The organism is Arthrobacter sp. USHLN218 (genome assembly GCF_037144715.1).
Classification (GTDB): domain Bacteria; phylum Actinomycetota; class Actinomycetes; order Actinomycetales; family Micrococcaceae; genus Crystallibacter.
Window position 1 is genome coordinate 133,650 of sequence record NZ_JBBCYT010000005.1, and the last position, 14,094, is coordinate 147,743.

General features: G+C 69.3%; 13 protein-coding genes and 1 riboswitch. Of the genes, 10 read left to right on the plus strand and 3 right to left on the minus strand.

Annotation, left to right across the window (positions count from 1 at the left end; all coding sequences use genetic code 11):
- Positions 1-3: 3 nt before the first annotated feature.
- A complete protein-coding gene (locus WFH44_RS12990) occupies positions 4-1,383 on the minus strand; it encodes an MFS transporter (RefSeq protein WP_336714300.1) in 1,380 nt (459 codons plus the stop codon).
- Between the two features lie 110 nt (positions 1,384-1,493).
- Between WFH44_RS12990 and WFH44_RS12995 the strand changes: the two genes are divergently transcribed.
- Genes WFH44_RS12995 through mnhG form a run of 6 tightly spaced genes read left to right on the plus strand, consistent with a single transcriptional unit; the run spans position 1,494 to position 7,934 of the window.
- A complete protein-coding gene (locus WFH44_RS12995; protein WP_336714301.1) occupies positions 1,494-4,493 on the plus strand; it encodes a Na+/H+ antiporter subunit A in 3,000 nt (999 codons plus the stop codon).
- Positions 4,490-4,960, plus strand: a complete 471-nt coding sequence (locus WFH44_RS13000) for a Na(+)/H(+) antiporter subunit C (RefSeq protein ID WP_336714302.1) — start codon at positions 4,490-4,492, stop codon at positions 4,958-4,960. Before WFH44_RS12995 ends, WFH44_RS13000 begins: the two co-directional genes overlap by 4 nt.
- A complete protein-coding gene (locus WFH44_RS13005) occupies positions 4,957-6,597 on the plus strand; it encodes a Na+/H+ antiporter subunit D (RefSeq protein WP_336714303.1) in 1,641 nt (546 codons plus the stop codon). Before WFH44_RS13000 ends, WFH44_RS13005 begins: the two co-directional genes overlap by 4 nt.
- Positions 6,594-7,160 (plus strand): Na+/H+ antiporter subunit E, encoded by a 567-nt coding sequence (locus WFH44_RS13010; RefSeq protein ID WP_336714304.1) that lies wholly within the window; start codon positions 6,594-6,596, stop codon positions 7,158-7,160. The genes WFH44_RS13005 and WFH44_RS13010 overlap by 4 nt, the downstream gene beginning before the upstream one ends.
- Entirely contained in the window at positions 7,157-7,438 is a 282-nt protein-coding gene (locus WFH44_RS13015) for a monovalent cation/H+ antiporter complex subunit F (protein ID WP_336714305.1), read from the plus strand. Before WFH44_RS13010 ends, WFH44_RS13015 begins: the two co-directional genes overlap by 4 nt.
- Positions 7,428-7,934: a monovalent cation/H(+) antiporter subunit G gene (gene mnhG / locus WFH44_RS13020; RefSeq protein ID WP_442892908.1), complete on the plus strand. Its 507-nt coding sequence runs from the start codon at positions 7,428-7,430 to the stop codon at positions 7,932-7,934. Before WFH44_RS13015 ends, mnhG begins: the two co-directional genes overlap by 11 nt.
- Positions 7,935-8,096: 162 nt before the next feature.
- Here mnhG and WFH44_RS13025 read toward each other — a convergent pair whose 3' ends face one another.
- Complete coding sequence (locus WFH44_RS13025) at positions 8,097-8,360, minus strand: DUF4235 domain-containing protein (RefSeq protein ID WP_336714306.1); 264 nt, start codon at positions 8,358-8,360, stop codon at positions 8,097-8,099.
- A 108-nt stretch (positions 8,361-8,468) separates the two neighbouring features.
- A riboswitch (TPP riboswitch) is annotated at positions 8,469-8,606 on the plus strand.
- A 44-nt stretch (positions 8,607-8,650) separates the two neighbouring features.
- Between WFH44_RS13025 and WFH44_RS13030 the strand changes: the two genes are divergently transcribed.
- Genes WFH44_RS13030 through WFH44_RS13040 form a run of 3 tightly spaced genes read left to right on the plus strand, consistent with a single transcriptional unit; the run spans position 8,651 to position 11,624 of the window.
- Positions 8,651-9,289 (plus strand): ECF transporter S component, encoded by a 639-nt coding sequence (locus WFH44_RS13030; protein ID WP_336714308.1) that lies wholly within the window; start codon positions 8,651-8,653, stop codon positions 9,287-9,289.
- On the plus strand, positions 9,289-10,833 hold the full coding sequence (locus WFH44_RS13035; protein WP_336714310.1) for an ABC transporter ATP-binding protein: 1,545 nt from the start codon (positions 9,289-9,291) through the stop codon (positions 10,831-10,833). The genes WFH44_RS13030 and WFH44_RS13035 overlap by 1 nt, the downstream gene beginning before the upstream one ends.
- The gene (locus tag WFH44_RS13040; RefSeq protein ID WP_336714312.1) at positions 10,830-11,624 is read left to right on the plus strand and encodes an energy-coupling factor transporter transmembrane component T family protein; all 795 of its coding nucleotides are present in this window, start codon (positions 10,830-10,832) and stop codon (positions 11,622-11,624) included. Before WFH44_RS13035 ends, WFH44_RS13040 begins: the two co-directional genes overlap by 4 nt.
- A gap of 27 nt (positions 11,625-11,651) precedes the next feature.
- Here WFH44_RS13040 and WFH44_RS13045 read toward each other — a convergent pair whose 3' ends face one another.
- Positions 11,652-12,524 carry an aminodeoxychorismate lyase gene (locus WFH44_RS13045; protein WP_336714313.1) on the minus strand — a complete coding sequence of 291 codons (873 nt, stop codon included), beginning with the start codon at positions 12,522-12,524 and terminating at the stop codon, positions 11,652-11,654.
- Positions 12,525-12,610: 86 nt separating this feature from the next.
- On the opposite strand from WFH44_RS13045, the gene cls reads away from it, so the two are divergent.
- On the plus strand, positions 12,611-14,089 hold the full coding sequence (gene cls, locus WFH44_RS13050; protein ID WP_336714314.1) for a cardiolipin synthase: 1,479 nt from the start codon (positions 12,611-12,613) through the stop codon (positions 14,087-14,089).
- The last annotated feature ends 5 nt before the right edge of the window (positions 14,090-14,094 follow it).

Consider the following 14,094-nt stretch of genomic DNA (forward strand, 5'->3'; position numbering starts at 1 on the left):
TATTCAGGCGGCCGGCGTCGTCGCGATGGGAACCTCGCGCGGCTCCTTGACCGGCAGCAGTAACAGCAGCCCGGCCAGCAGGACGATGAGGATGCCGAGGATGCCGAAGCGCTGGGCGCCGAAGATGCCGATGCAGACGGCGAAGAGCGTGGGGGCCAGGAAGCTGACGGCCCGGCCGGTGGTGGCGTAGAGGCCGAAGTATTCGCCTTCCTGGCCGCGCGGCGCGAGCCGGGCCAGGTAGGCGCGGCTGGAGGCCTGCGCGGGCCCGACGAACAGGCAGAGCAGGAGGCCGCAGACCCAGAAGGTCGTGGTGCCGCTCCAGGAAACGCCCAGGACGCTGTGGCTTTCCGCGCCGAGCAGGAAGATCGCGGTCCCCGCCGCCAGCAGCCCGAGCAGCGCGCCGACGATGACCTTCTTGGGCCCCGCCCGGTCGTCCAGGTAGCCGCCGGCCACGGCGCCGAGGGCGGCGACGACGTTGCCGGCGATGGCGAAGACGATGACTCCGGTCAGCGGGAAGCCGAAGGTACCGGCGGCGATGACGCCGCCGAAGGTGAAGACGGCGGCCAGTCCGTCCCGGAAGACCGCGCTCGCGAGCAGGAAGAAGATGGTGTGCGGACTGGTCCGGTAAATGGCCTTGATCCGGCGGAACAGCAGCCCGTAGGAGGCCGCGATGCCGAGTTTGGCCGCCTTGGGCTGGCGCGGAATCTCCGGGACGATGAAGAGCACGGGAAGCGCGAAGGCCATGAACCACACCGCGGAGAACACGGCGACGAGCCGGATGTTCAGCCCGTCCGCGGCGGTGGCACCGAACCACCCGTTCTCCGGGAGGACGAATCCGACGAGCACCAGCGCGAGGGCAACGATCCCGCCGACGTAGCCCATGGCCCAGCCGAAGCCGCTGATCTTGCCGATCGTGGCCGGCGTGGAGACCTGGCCCAGCATGGCGTTGTAGTTGACGCCCGCGAACTCGGCGAACAGCGTGGCGAGCGCGATCAGGCCGACGCCGCGGAAGAGGAAGCCGGGGGAGGGGTACACGAAGAAGCACAGCGCGGTCAGCACGGCCACGGCAATGCTGTTGACGCCCAGCCAGTACTTCCGCCGGCCGCCGGCATCGGACCGCTGGCCGGTCACCGGGGCGAGCAGCGCGATGGCCAGCCCGGAGAGGGCCAGGCCGTAGCCCAGGATGCCGGAGGCATAGTCCTCGCCGCCGAACGCGTCGCTGGTCAGGTAGACCGTAAAGACGAACGTCGTCATAACCGCGTTGAAAGCGGCCGAGCCCCAGTCCCACGAAGCCCACGCCAGCACATGCTTCTTGTTGATTTCCCCCAGGGCTGAATTCCCGGTCCTGCCAGGCGGGGCCGGGGTGTGAGGCGAGTGGCTCATAGCCAGATGGTACCGCCCGGGCGGGAGGGCAAGTATTCCATGGGTAGAATGGAACCTGTCTTCCCCCTTGTCTTGCCGTCGACCCCCAGAAGGTAGCTCCGGAGAATATCGTGCTCGTTGTGCTCGCCCTGTTGTTCTTGGTGGCCTTCGTAGCGCCCTGGATATTCCGGAAGCTCGGCCGGTCGACGTTCTATATACTCGCCGCGGTACCTGCCGCGGGATTCGTCTGGCTGCTGGCCACGTTTGACCGCTACACCGGCGCGGAGCAAGGCGCCCTGACCGGCGCACCGAATGCGCCGCCGTCGGAAACCATCATCTGGATCCCGGAACTGAAGCTCGAGCTGGCGTTCCGGATGGACACCCTTTCCGCGGTGCTCTCCATCCTGATCCTCGGCGTCGGCGCGCTGGTCCTCTTCTACTGCGCCCGGTACTTCAAGGTCCAGGACCCCAACATCGGCCCGTTCGGCGCGCAGCTGCTGGCCTTCGCCGGCGCGATGTTCGGCCTGGTGATCACCGACGACCTGATCGTGCTCTACATATTCTGGGAACTGACCACGGTCCTGTCCTACCTCCTGATCGGCTACGCCCGGAACCGGCTGGCCGCCCGGCGCTCCGCGCTGCAGGCGCTGATGGTCACCACCTTCGGCGGCCTGACCATGCTGATCGGCCTGATCATGCTGGGCCAGACCGCCGGCACCTACCGGATTTCGGAGATCATGGCGCGGGCGCCGGAGCTGGTGCAGCAGGGCATGCTGATCGACGTCGCCATCTTCCTGATCCTCGTCGGCGCGGTGAGCAAGTCCGCGCTGGTGCCCTTCCATTTCTGGCTGCCGGCCGCCATGGCCGCCCCCACCCCGGTCAGCGCCTACCTGCACGCCGCGGCGATGGTGAAGGCGGGCATCTACCTGGTCGCCAGGCTGGCCCCGGGCTTCTCCACCACCGCGTACTGGGACTGGACCGTGCTGGGCCTCGGCCTGCTCACCATGCTCGTGGGCGGCTGGCTGGCGCTCAAACAGTTCGACCTGAAGCTCATCCTGGCCTACGGCACCGTCAGCCAGCTCGGCTTCCTGATGATGGTGGTCGGGCTCGGCAACCGCGACGGCGCACTGGCCGGGCTCGCGCTCCTGCTGGCCCACGGCTTCTTCAAGGCGACGCTGTTCCTGGTCGTCGGCATCATCGACCACCAGTCCGGAACCCGCGACATCCGCAAGCTCTCGGGCATCTACCGCAGCTCCAAACCGCTCTTCGCCGTGGCCGTGGTCGGGGCGGCGTCGATGGCCGGCCTGCCGCCGCTGCTGGGCTTCGTGGCCAAGGAGACGGTCTACGAAACGTTCGTGCACGAGGCCGAGACCTCCGGCGCGGTCGGCTACCTGCTGCTGGCGGGCATCGTCATCGGCTCGATGCTGACCTTCGCCTACAGCGCCCGCTTCGTCTGGGGCGGATTCGCGTACAAGCCGAACGTCAAGAAGACGGCGTTCACCCCGGTCCCGGCGAGCTTCCTCGCCGCCCCGGCGGTCCTGGCCGTGGCCACCGTGCTGGGCGGGCTCTGGCCCGGCCCGGCGGACAAGGCCGTCCAGCCCTACGTGACCCTGTACGCGCCGGATGGGGCGCCGGACGGGCATCTCGCGCTCTGGCACGGGCTGACCCCGGCGCTCGGACTGACCGCGATCACCCTGGCCGTCGGGTACCTGCTCTTCCGCTTCCGGGGCCAAGTCGGCTCCTTCCAGGACCGCTTCTCGGGCGGCCTCACGGGCGAGCGCGCCTACCGCGGAATCGTCGGCGTCCTGGACGAGACGGCGGTCTGGATCACGGGCCGGACGCAGCGCGGTTCGCTCATCTACTACCTGTTCGTCATCCTCGGCGTGGCAGTGGTGACGCCGCTCAGCGCGGTCATCCTGCTGGATCCGCCCTGGCCGGACAGCTGGATCCTGGCGGACACCCCGGCCCAGCTGATCGCCGGGGTGGGCATTATCCTCGCCGCGCTGGGCGCCATCCGCGCCAACAAGCGTTTCCTGGCCGTGCTGATGGTCTCGGTCACCGGCTACGGCATCGCCCTGATCTTCGCGCTGCAGGGAGCTCCCGACCTGGCGCTGACGCAGATGCTGGTGGAGACCATCGCGCTCGTGGCGATCGTGCTGGCGCTGCGGTCGCTGCCCGCGCGGCTTTGGCTGCGCGCCCCCGGCGGCTTCAAGCTGCTGCGCGCGCTGCTTGGCCTGGCGGTCGGCGGGGCGATGGTGGTCATCGCGATGACGTCGATGGCGGCCCGTACCCAGCTTCCGGTGTCGCTGGAGTTCCCGTCCCTGGCGTACGACGGCGGCGGGGGCGCGAACATCGTCAACGTCACCCTGGTGGACATCCGGGCGTGGGACACCTTCGGGGAGATCTCGGTGCTGGCCATCGCGGCCACCGGCGTGGCGAGCCTGATCTTCGTGCGCAGCCGCGGCGACAAGCGCACCCGGGCCGCGGGGGTCGCCTCGGGCTCCGTGGACCGCATCACCGAGCTGCCGCAGCGGCACGGGGACAAGGCCGCGCTGCTCACGGCCCGGCGCTTCGCGACGTCGGCCAAGGAGACCTGGCTGGTCGCCGGGCGCACGCTCGCCCCGGAACGCCGCTCCATCATTTTCGAAGTCGTGACGCGGCTGCTGTTCCACTCCGTGATCATCTTCTCCATCTACCTCCTGCTGGCCGGCCACAACGCCCCGGGCGGCGGCTTCGCCGGCGGCCTGCTGGCGGGGCTGGCGCTGACCGTCCGCTACCTGGCCGGAGGGCGCGTCGAGCTGGCGGAGGCCTCGCCGGTCAGCGCGGGCTTCCTGCTCGGTGCCGGCCTGTGCCTCGCGTCGCTGTCAGCCGTGGTCCCGCTGGTGCTGGGCGGCGAGATCTTCCAGAGCGCGATCCTGCACTTCAGCCTGCCGGTCTTCGGCGACCACAAGTTCGTCACCTCGACCTTCTTCGATATCGGCGTATACCTCGTCGTGGTCGGCCTGGTCCTGGACGTGCTGCGCAGCTTCGGCGCGGAGATCGACGAACGCAGCGAGGACCAGCATCCGATACCGCATCGGGGCAGGCCGCACGAGGCACCGGAACCCGTCGAGGAAGGAGTCGCACGATGACCGTGAACATTACGCTGCTGGCGGTCATGGGCGTGCTCATCGCGGTGGGTGTCTACCTGATCCTCGAGCGAAGCCTGACCCGGGTCATGCTGGGGCTGATGCTGCTGGCCAACGGGGCCAACATCCTCCTGCTGAGCACCGGCGGGGCGGCCGGACTCGCGCCGCTCTACCGCTCGGACATACCGGCCGAGGACTACAACGATCCGCTGCCCCAGGCGCTGATCCTGACCTCGATCGTCATCTCGTTCGCCGTGACCGCCTTCATGCTCGGCATCATCTACCGCTCCTGGGTGCTGGGCCGCCAGGACGAGGTCCAGGACGACATTGAAGACCGCCGCGTCCGGAACCAGTCCAGTTTCGATGCCGAGGACGACACGGCGCTTCCGGTCGAAACCACCGAGTTTGTCCCGGAGGACGCAGACGAGCGTCCGGCCGGAAAGAAAACCAAGCAAAGGGGGAGCCGATGAATGCCGCGTCGCTGGCGCCGCTCGCCGTCGCACTTCCCTTCATGGGCGCGGGACTGACGTTCCTGCTGCTCCGGCACCCGTCGGCCCAGCGTTTCTTCTCGGTCAGCACGCTGGCCCTGACCCTGGCCGTCGAGCTCATCCTGCTGGTGACGGCGTGGACGTCCGGACCGAAGTCCGTGTCGATCGGCGGCTGGGTTCCGCCGTTCGGAATCAACATGGTGGTGGACGAGCTGTCCTCGCTGATGCTGGTGATTTCCACCTGCGTGAGCCTGGCCGTTTTGGTGTACGCCGCCGGCCAGGGCATGGCCGACGGGGACGAGGACGGGCCGGTCTCGATCTTCCACCCGACGTTCCTGATCCTGGTGGCGGGCGTCTCGAACGCGTTCCTGACCGGGGACCTGTTCAACCTCTACGTCGGCTTCGAGATCCTGCTGACGGCCAGCTACGTGCTGATGACCATGGGCGGCACCGGCCCCCGGGTCCGTGCGGGCGTGACCTATGTGGTGGTCAGCGTCATCTCCTCGATGCTGTTCCTGCTGTCGATCGCGATGATCTACGCCGCCACCGGCACGGTGAACATGGCGGACCTGGCCGTGAAGCTCGGCGACCTGGACGGCTCGACGCAGATGATCCTGCACCTGATGCTGGTGGTCGCGTTCGGCATCAAGGCCGCGGTGTTCCCGCTGTCCTTCTGGCTCCCCGACTCCTATCCGACGGCGCCGGCGCCGGTCACGGCGGTGTTCGCCGGCCTGCTCACCAAGGTCGGCGTCTACGCCCTGATCCGTACCGAGACCCTGCTGTTCCCGGGGGACCGGATCAACAACTTCCTGATGATCGTGGCGCTGCTAACCATGGTGGTCGGTATCCTCGGCGCGATAGCGCAGATCGACATCAAGCGAATGCTGTCCTTCACGCTCGTCAGCCACATCGGCTACATGGTCTTCGGGCTGGCGCTTGGCTCCGTGCTCGGGCTGGCCTCCACGGTCTACTACGTGGCACACCACATCACCGTCCAGACGAGCCTCTTCCTGGTCACCGGCCTCATCGAGCGGCGCGGCGGGACCTCCAACATGGACCGCCTGGGCGGACTGGCCCGGCTGTCACCGCTGCTGGCGATCCTGTTCTTCGTGCCCGCGATGAACCTGGCCGGGATCCCGCCGTTCTCCGGCTTCCTGGGCAAGCTCGGGCTGCTCCAGGCCGGCGTCAACCTGGGCACGCCGCTGGCGTACGTGCTGGTCGCGGGCGGCGTGCTGACCTCGCTGCTGACCTTGCTGGCCATGGCGCGGGTCTGGAACCGCGCCTTCTGGCGCACTCCCGCGGACGCGGAGCATCCGGACCCGGTCCTGCTGGCCGCCGTCCCCGACCGTGCGCCCCGCGGGGAGCACGTCGTGCCGGCCAAGGCACCCGCCGTCGCGCTGAAGGTCGCGGCCGGAAAGGCGCCGCAGACAACCAGCAACGTGCTGCCCAAGAGCATGGTGGGTGCCACCATCGGGCTCGTCGTCCTCGGCGTCGCGCTGACGGTGTTCGCCGGCCCGCTCTTCCAGCTCAGTGAACAGGCCGGCGTGGGCCTGCTGGCGCGCGTGCCCTATATCGAAGCGGTGCTCGGACCCGGCGCGGCGGAAGGACTCCAGCCGTGACGCGCACCCGGATCCCGCTGCTGAAGGAAATCCCGCTCCTCGTCTGGCTGGTCATCATGTGGGGCGCCCTCTGGCAGGACTACAGCGCGGGCAACCTCATCTTCGGCCTGGCGATCGCGCTCGTCGTCGTCAACGTCTTCTATCTGCCGCCGGTGGAGCTGGGCGGCAGGCTCAACGTCCTGGCCAGCCTGGTCTTCGTGGTGAAGTTCATCGGCAACGTGGCGGTGGCCAGCTTCCAGGTCCTGTGGGTGGCGGTGGCCAAGGGGCCGCGGACCAAGAACGCGGTGCTGGCGGTCCGGCTGCGCAGCCGCTCCGACCTGATCGTGACCGCCACGGGCCACACCATCTCGCTCATCCCGGGCAGCCTCGTGGTGGACGTGGACCGGTCCACGTCCACGCTCTACCTGCACTGCCTGGACATCGAGTCCCCGGAGCAGGCCGGGCGGTTCCGGGACCAGGTGCTGCGGATCGAGGAAGGGCTGATCAGGAGCATCGGCAGCAGGGAGGAAATGGCCATCATCAGGGACGGAATACAGCAGGGGCAGCAGGGAGGTGCACGATGACCGGCATCATGGACATTGTGCTGGTCATCGTCGGTGCGATTCTCACGATCGCGGCCGCGGTGGCCATCTTCCGCGTCGTGAAGGGCCCCTCGATCCTGGACCGGGTGATGGGGATCGACGTCCTGCTCGCGATCGTCTGCGCCGGCATCATCGCGGACATGGCGGTCCGGAAGCACCAGGACAACTTGACCCTCGTGGTCATCATTTCGCTGGTCGGCTTCATCGGCTCCGTCGCCGTGGCCCGCTACGTGATCGACAGGCGGCCCCATGAACACTGACGCCGTCCTCGAGATCCTCGCCGCCGCCTGCCTGGTCGTCGGGTCGCTGATGTCCCTGGCCGCGGCCATCGGCATGCTCCGCTTCCCGGACCTGCTCTCGCGCATGCACGCCGCCACCAAGCCGCAGGTCTTCGGCCTGTTCCTGCTCCTCATAGGGCTGGGGCTGCAGCTGCGCAGCTGGGCCGCGGTTCCGGTACTGATCCTCGCGTGGCTGTTCCAGCTGCTCACCGTCCCGGTCTCGGCCCACATGGTCGGCCGCGCGGGTTACCGGACCAAGCACCTGCGCAGGGACACGCTGAGCATCGACGAACTGGACGAAGTGGTCCGCAAGGCGGCGGAAGAAGAAAACCTGCCCATGCCCGAGGAGCCCGGGAGCGTGGATGCGGACGCGGCGGAGGGGCTGGACACCGCGGCCGCGGAAGCCGAGCTCGCCGCGGAGGCGGCGGCGCGGGCGGACCGGCGGCAGGATGCCGACGGCGCTGCGCCGGGACGCTGAGGCGCCGCCGGCCCAATAACGGGGACGCCGGGGTGCTGCCGGACGGTGCCGGGACGCCGGGGTGCTGCGGGAGTCCGGCGGAGCTGCTGGGCCGCGATCAACTGGAGAACGACGACGGAGGCCAGGTTCGCGCCTGGCCTCCGTCGTCGTCGTTAATTTCTGCTAGACCAGATCCCGCGTCTTCGTGAAGCGGTTGATGGCGTGCTGGGTACCGCGCTGCGAGAGCACGCGGATCATGGCGCTGACGGCACCGGAGATCACCGCGAACACCAGGGTGGCGCGCAGGGTGTTCTCCATCGCCTCCGTGTCCTGCTTCGGGGATTCATTCCCGGTGACGAGCTTCCAGAGGATGTCGATCAGCTTCGCTCCGGCCAAACCGGCCGCGATGCTGACACCGGTGCCCATCAGCTTCAGGATCAAATGCATTGCCGCTCCCTTGAATAGGTAATCGTCATCTACGCCCAGCCTAACCGTTCGAAACCGGTGGGGGCTTCGGCCGGGCCGGAGTGTAGACTTGAAGGCGCTGATAACAGCACATGACGACAGGGGAGCGTCCGATCCGGACAGGCGGCAGCAGCCGTGCACCGGGCGGGACGCTGAGAGTGCGGCCAACCGCAGACCCTCGAACCTGCTCCGGTTAGTACCGGCGAAGGGAGTCGAGTTCTCAGGGCTGCCCGTACGGGCCGCCCTCCCCTCCTGGACCTCAGGAGGATTCCATGAGCACCTTTGAACGTTCCGCGCCGGCGGCCGCCCGCAAACCCAACTACAGCTGGCGCGTTGTCGACATCGTGGTCGCGGCACTGATCGCCGTGGCCGGCGGCGTCATCTTCTGGGCCTGGTCCCAGGGCGCCAACCTTGTCTCGGCGCCGGTCAACGCGCTGTACCCGCCGCTGACCGGCCTGTACGCCGGCGGCTGGATGATCCCGGCCGTGCTGGGGATGCTGATCATCCGCAAGCCGGGCGCCGCCCTGTTCTGCGAGACCGTCGCCGCCACGGGCGAACTGATCATGGGCTCGCAGTACGGCACCACGGTGCTGCTCTCCGGCATGCTGCAGGGGCTGGGTGCCGAGCTGGTCTTCGCGGCGTTCCTGTACCGCAAGTTCAACCTGCCGGTCGCGCTGCTCGCCGGTGCCGGGGCGGGGCTGTTCTGCGGACTGAACGATTCCTTCGCTCCGTGGGGCTGGAACATCGCGTACGAGGCGGGGGACAAGCTGTTCTACATCGTCTGCACCGCGATCTCCGGCGCGGTCATCGCCGGGGCCCTGTCCTGGGTGGCCACCCGCGGCCTGGCCCGGACCGGGGCGCTCAGCTCCTTCGCGTCCCGCAAGGCAGCGACCGAGCCCGTCTTCTCCTGATGGCTGCCTCGGTGGCCGGCGCGGCGGGAACCTCCGCGGCAACGCGGCCGGCCTCGGTGTCAGCGCGGGGCTGGGGCTGGCGCCACGCCGGCCGGACCGCGGCGGCGGTCCACGGACTGGACCTGGACATCCGGCCGGGCGAACGGGTGCTGCTGCTCGGAGCGTCCGGAGCCGGCAAATCCACGCTGTTGCACGCCTTGGCCGGGGTGCTGGGCGACGACGACGACGGGGCCGACGAGGCGGGCACGCTGCTGATCGACGGGATGCCGCCGCGCGGGCAGCGCGGGCGGGCCGGCCTGATGCAGCAGGACCCCGAGACCCAGGTGGTGCTCTCGCGGCTGGGCGACGACGTCGCCTTCGGCGCCGAGAACCTGGCCGTGCCGCGGGACGAAATCTGGCGGCGCGTGGGCGAGGCGCTGGACGACGTCGGACTCGGCGGCCTGGCCCTGGACCACCCCACGTCCGCCCTGTCCGGCGGGCAGAAACAGCGGCTCGCGCTGGCCGGCATCCTGGCCATGCGCCCTGGGCTGGTCCTGCTCGACGAGCCCACGGCCAACCTGGACCCGGCCGGGGTGCTGGAGGTGCGCGACGCCGTCGGCCGCAGCCTGGACAAGACCGGAGCCACGATGATCGTCGTAGAGCACCGGGTCGGCGTGTGGAAGGACCTCGTCGACCGGATCGTCGTGCTGCAGCCGGGCCTCTCCGCGTCGGGGGCCCCGCAGCCCGCGGTGCTGCAGGACGGGCCGCCCGCCGAGGTCCTCGCCCATGCCGGCCGGATGCTGGCGGCGACGGGGGTGTGGGTTCCCGGGCTGGTTCCGGCGACCCGGCCCCGGTCCAATTCCGGCAGCGGCGAACTCCTGCTGGCGGCCGAGCGGCTCGCCGTCTCCCGGGAACCTGCCCGCCGGCGCGGCCGCGGCCGGGTGCCGGTCCAGTCGGGGATCGACGCCGCGGTGTGCGACGGCCGGGCCCTGACGGTCACCGGTCCCAACGGTGCCGGGAAATCGACCTTTGCGCTCACCCTCGCGGGACTGCTGGCACCGGCAGACGGACAGGTGAGCGCCGCCGTCGGACTCGCCGCAGGGGCGGGGACGGACCCGTTCAAATGGAAGGCGAAGCAGCTCATCGCGCGGATCGGCACGGTTTTCCAGGAACCCGAGCACCAGTTCGTCACGGGCACGGTGCTGGATGAACTGATGGTCGGCCCGCGGCACCTGGGCCGTGGCGCCGAGGCGGTGGACGAGCTGCTCGCGCGGCTCCGCCTGGACCACCTGACCGAGGCCAACCCCTACACGCTCTCCGGCGGCGAGAAGCGCCGGCTCTCCGTGGCCACCGTGCTGGCGGCCCGCCCCAGGGTGCTGGTACTGGACGAGCCGACCTTCGGGCAGGACGCGAGGACCTGGGCCGAGCTCGCCTCCTTCCTGACCGAGCTCCTCGACGCCGGCACCGCCGTCGTTTCGGTGACGCACGACGAGGAGTTCACGGCCGTCCTCGGGGGGACGGAACTGCGGCTCGGGTCCGCACGGCTGGAAGCGGGTGCGGCATGAGGGAAGTGCTGACCATTGGCGGGAACTCCGCGCCGCTGACCCGCGCCAACCCGCTGGCCAAGTTCGCTGCCGTGGTCTTCATTACCGCGGTGCTCGCCGTCTCCATCGACTGGGTGTCGGCCGCGACGGCGCTCGCCGCCGAATTCGCCGTCTTCGGGCTGGCCGGGCTGACCCTGCGCCTGCTGTGGCAGCGCGGCTGGCCGCTGATCATTGCCGCCGCCGTGGGCGGCTGGAGCACCGCGATCCTCTCGGCGGACAGCGGGCGGATCCTGGTCGACGCGGGCATCTGGTCGATCAGCGAGGGGTCGCTCGAACTGGGGCTCGGCTTCATGCTGCGCGGGCTGGCCATCGCCCTGCCCGCGATCCTGCTGATGAGCTGCACCGACCCGACCGACCTGGCGGACGCGCTGGCGCAGAAGGCCAGGCTGCCGCACCGCTTCGTCCTGGGCACGCTGGCCGCGATGCGCCTGGTCGGGCTCATGGCCGAGGAATGGCAGACCATCGGCATGGCCCGCCGTGCCCGCGGCATCGGCTCGCACGGCACTCCGCTGCGGCGGCTGCGGGCGACGCTGGGGCAGAGCTTCGGGCTGCTGGTCCAGGCCGTCCGCCGCGCCTCCCGGCTGGCCGTCACCATGGAGGCCCGCGGCTTCGGCGGCGCCGAGCGCACTTGGGCGCGGGAGTCGACCTTCAGCCGGATCGACATCTGGGTGGTGCTCGGCGGCGCGCTGATCGCGGCGGCCGCCCTGGCCGCGGCCGTCACCGCCGGTACGTGGAACCCCGTGCTGTCCTGAGCCGCCGGGCCGGCCGGGTCGCTGGGCTCAGTCCTGGCTGCCCTCGGCCAGCAGCTTCATGAGCTCCTCGGTCATGGGCGCGGACACCGGGATCGGTTTCCCGTCGATGCTCTTGACCGGGGCCAGCAGGCGGATGCTCGAGACGAGCCAGACGGCGTCCGCCTCGAGCAGGTGGTGCGGCTGGAGGGGGCCGTAGCCGAGCTGCCAGCCGGCGGCCGCGGCGGCCTTGAACAGTGCCCCCTGCGAGGTTCCCGGCAGGATCCCGTTCTCCAGCAGCGGCGTGACCAGCGTCTTCACGCCATCGCGTTCGGTGGCCATCAGCACCGTCGACGTCGGCCCCTCGAGCACCAGACCGTCGGTCGAGGTGAAGATGACGTCGTCCGCGCCGTGCGCCTTGGCATAGCGCAGGGTGGCCATGTTGACTGCGTAGGAGAGGGTCTTGGCCCCCAGCAGCAGCCACGGTGCGCGCTCGGCCAGCGAGCTGTCATACCCACGGTCCAGGAGCAGGATGTCCACGCCTTCCTGGCGCTGCCTCCGGCCGACAGGCCCGGCCGCGTCCGCCTGCACCCAGGCCGTCGGCCGGTCCGCGCCCTCGACGCCGCGGGTCACCAGGAGCTTGACCACGATCTCCTCGGCCGGGGGATGTTCGGCCAGGGCGGTGGCGATGGCACGCCGCCAGCTGTCGGCGGACGGGATGTCCAGTTCCATGCTCCGCGCCGACTTGGCCAGGCGGTCCAGATGCGCCCCGACTTTGCGCGCAACGCCATCCACGGCGAGCATGGATTCGAAGACGCCATCCCCGCGGGTGGCGCCGAGGTCCGTGGCCATCAGCTGGGGCTGTGCAGGGTCTGCAACCCTGCCGTTCTCGTGGGCAGGGTCGAGAAACACCAAAACTGTCATGGCTTCAGCATAGATTGCCGCCGCATGCAGATTAGGCTGGGGGAGGACACGCCGGGGGCCGGCGGGACGAAAGGACTGGTACTGCCGTGCTGTGGTCGCTTGCGGGGTTGGGCACCTTCCCGGAATGGGCCGTCACCCTGCTGACGGTGGTTGACTTCGCCATCCGGATCATCGCCCTGGGCATCGTCCCGGGCAACCGCCGCCCCACCACCGCCATGGCCTGGCTCCTGGCGATTTTCTTCCTGCCGCTCGTCGGCCTGGCCCTGTTCTTCATGTTCGGCAGCTTCCGGCTCTCCGATCGCCGGATCGCCAAGCAGGCGGAGACCAACAGCCGGGTGCACGCGGCCACCCAGGACCTGGAGGAGCCGCGCAGCGAACGCGAAGCCCCGGAGTGGGTGCACTCCGCGGCGGAGCTGAACCGGACCCTGGGTTCGTTCCCGATGCTGGACAGCAACCACGCGGAGCTCTTTCCGGACTACAAGGGGTCCATCGCCGCGATGGCCAAGGCCGTGCGCGAGGCCCAGGAGTTCGTGAACATCGAGTTCTACATCATGTCCCGGGACGACATCACGGGCGAACTTTTCGATGCGCTGAAGGAGGCCGCGGCCCGCGGCGTGCGGGTGCGGCTGCTGTTCGACCATCTGGGGACGATGCGCGTCAAGGGCTACCGGGACTTCCTGAAGTGGCTGCAGGACAGCGGGATCGACTGGCGCCGTATGCTGCCGCTGCTTCCCGTGCAGGGCCAGTGGCGCCGCGTGGACCTGCGCAACCACCGCAAGATCCTCGTGGTCGACGGGCGCGTGGCTTTCACGGGGTCGCAGAACCTGATCCATCCGGGCTACCACCGCGCCTCGAGCGCGCGGGTGGGCCGCCAATGGGTGGAGCTGATGGCCCGCTATGAAGGCCCGATCGTCACGGCCCTGAACGTCGTCTTCGCCACCGACTGGTCCAGCGAAACGGACGAAACGCTCGAGGGCGAACTGTTCACCCCCGTTCCGTTCCGCGAGCCCGGCCCGATGACGTGCCAGGTGGTGCCCAGCGGTCCGGGATTTGCCACCGAGAACAACCTGCGGCTGTTCAACACGCTGATCTATGCCGCGGTCGAACGGCTCTCCATCTGCAGCCCCTACTTCGTCCCCGATGACTCGCTCCTGTACGCCATTACGACGGCGGCCCAACGTGGCGTCGAAGTCGAACTTTTTGTTTCCGAGCAGGGAGACCAGTTCCTGGTCCACCACGCCCAGCGGTCCTACTACCAGGCCCTGCTCGAGGCCGGCGTGCGGATCTATCTCTACCCGAAACCCTTCGTCCTGCATGCCAAGCACTTCACCGTGGACGACGAGATCGCGGTAATCGGCTCGAGCAACATGGACATGCGCTCCTTCTCGCTCAACCTCGAGGTGTCCGTCATGATGCTGGGCGATGGTGTCGTGGGGCGGATGCGCAAGGTACAGGACAGCTACCGCGAAGTCTCCCGGGAGATCACGCTGGAGGAGTGGACCAAGCGCAGCCGGCTGGAACGCTACGTGGACAACGTCGCCCGGCTGACCGCGACGCTGCAGTAGGAAGG

Excerpts from the sequence above, each read along its gene's own strand:
- WFH44_RS13005 (WP_336714303.1), top strand. The coding sequence starts at position 4,957 with ATGAATGCCGCGTCGCTGGCGCCGCTCGCCGTCGCACTTCCCTTCATG.
- WFH44_RS13015 (WP_336714305.1), top strand. The coding sequence starts at position 7,157 with ATGACCGGCATCATGGACATTGTGCTGGTCATCGTCGGTGCGATTCTC.
- WFH44_RS13025 (WP_336714306.1), bottom strand. The coding sequence starts at position 8,360 with ATGCATTTGATCCTGAAGCTGATGGGCACCGGTGTCAGCATCGCGGCC.
- WFH44_RS13035 (WP_336714310.1), top strand. The coding sequence starts at position 9,289 with ATGGCTGCCTCGGTGGCCGGCGCGGCGGGAACCTCCGCGGCAACGCGG.
- WFH44_RS13045 (WP_336714313.1), bottom strand. The coding sequence starts at position 12,524 with ATGACAGTTTTGGTGTTTCTCGACCCTGCCCACGAGAACGGCAGGGTT.
- WFH44_RS12990 (WP_336714300.1), bottom strand. The coding sequence starts at position 1,383 with ATGAGCCACTCGCCTCACACCCCGGCCCCGCCTGGCAGGACCGGGAAT.
- WFH44_RS13000 (WP_336714302.1), top strand. The coding sequence starts at position 4,490 with ATGACCGTGAACATTACGCTGCTGGCGGTCATGGGCGTGCTCATCGCG.
- mnhG (WP_442892908.1), top strand. The coding sequence starts at position 7,428 with ATGAACACTGACGCCGTCCTCGAGATCCTCGCCGCCGCCTGCCTGGTC.
- WFH44_RS13030 (WP_336714308.1), top strand. The coding sequence starts at position 8,651 with ATGAGCACCTTTGAACGTTCCGCGCCGGCGGCCGCCCGCAAACCCAAC.
- WFH44_RS13040 (WP_336714312.1), top strand. The coding sequence starts at position 10,830 with ATGAGGGAAGTGCTGACCATTGGCGGGAACTCCGCGCCGCTGACCCGC.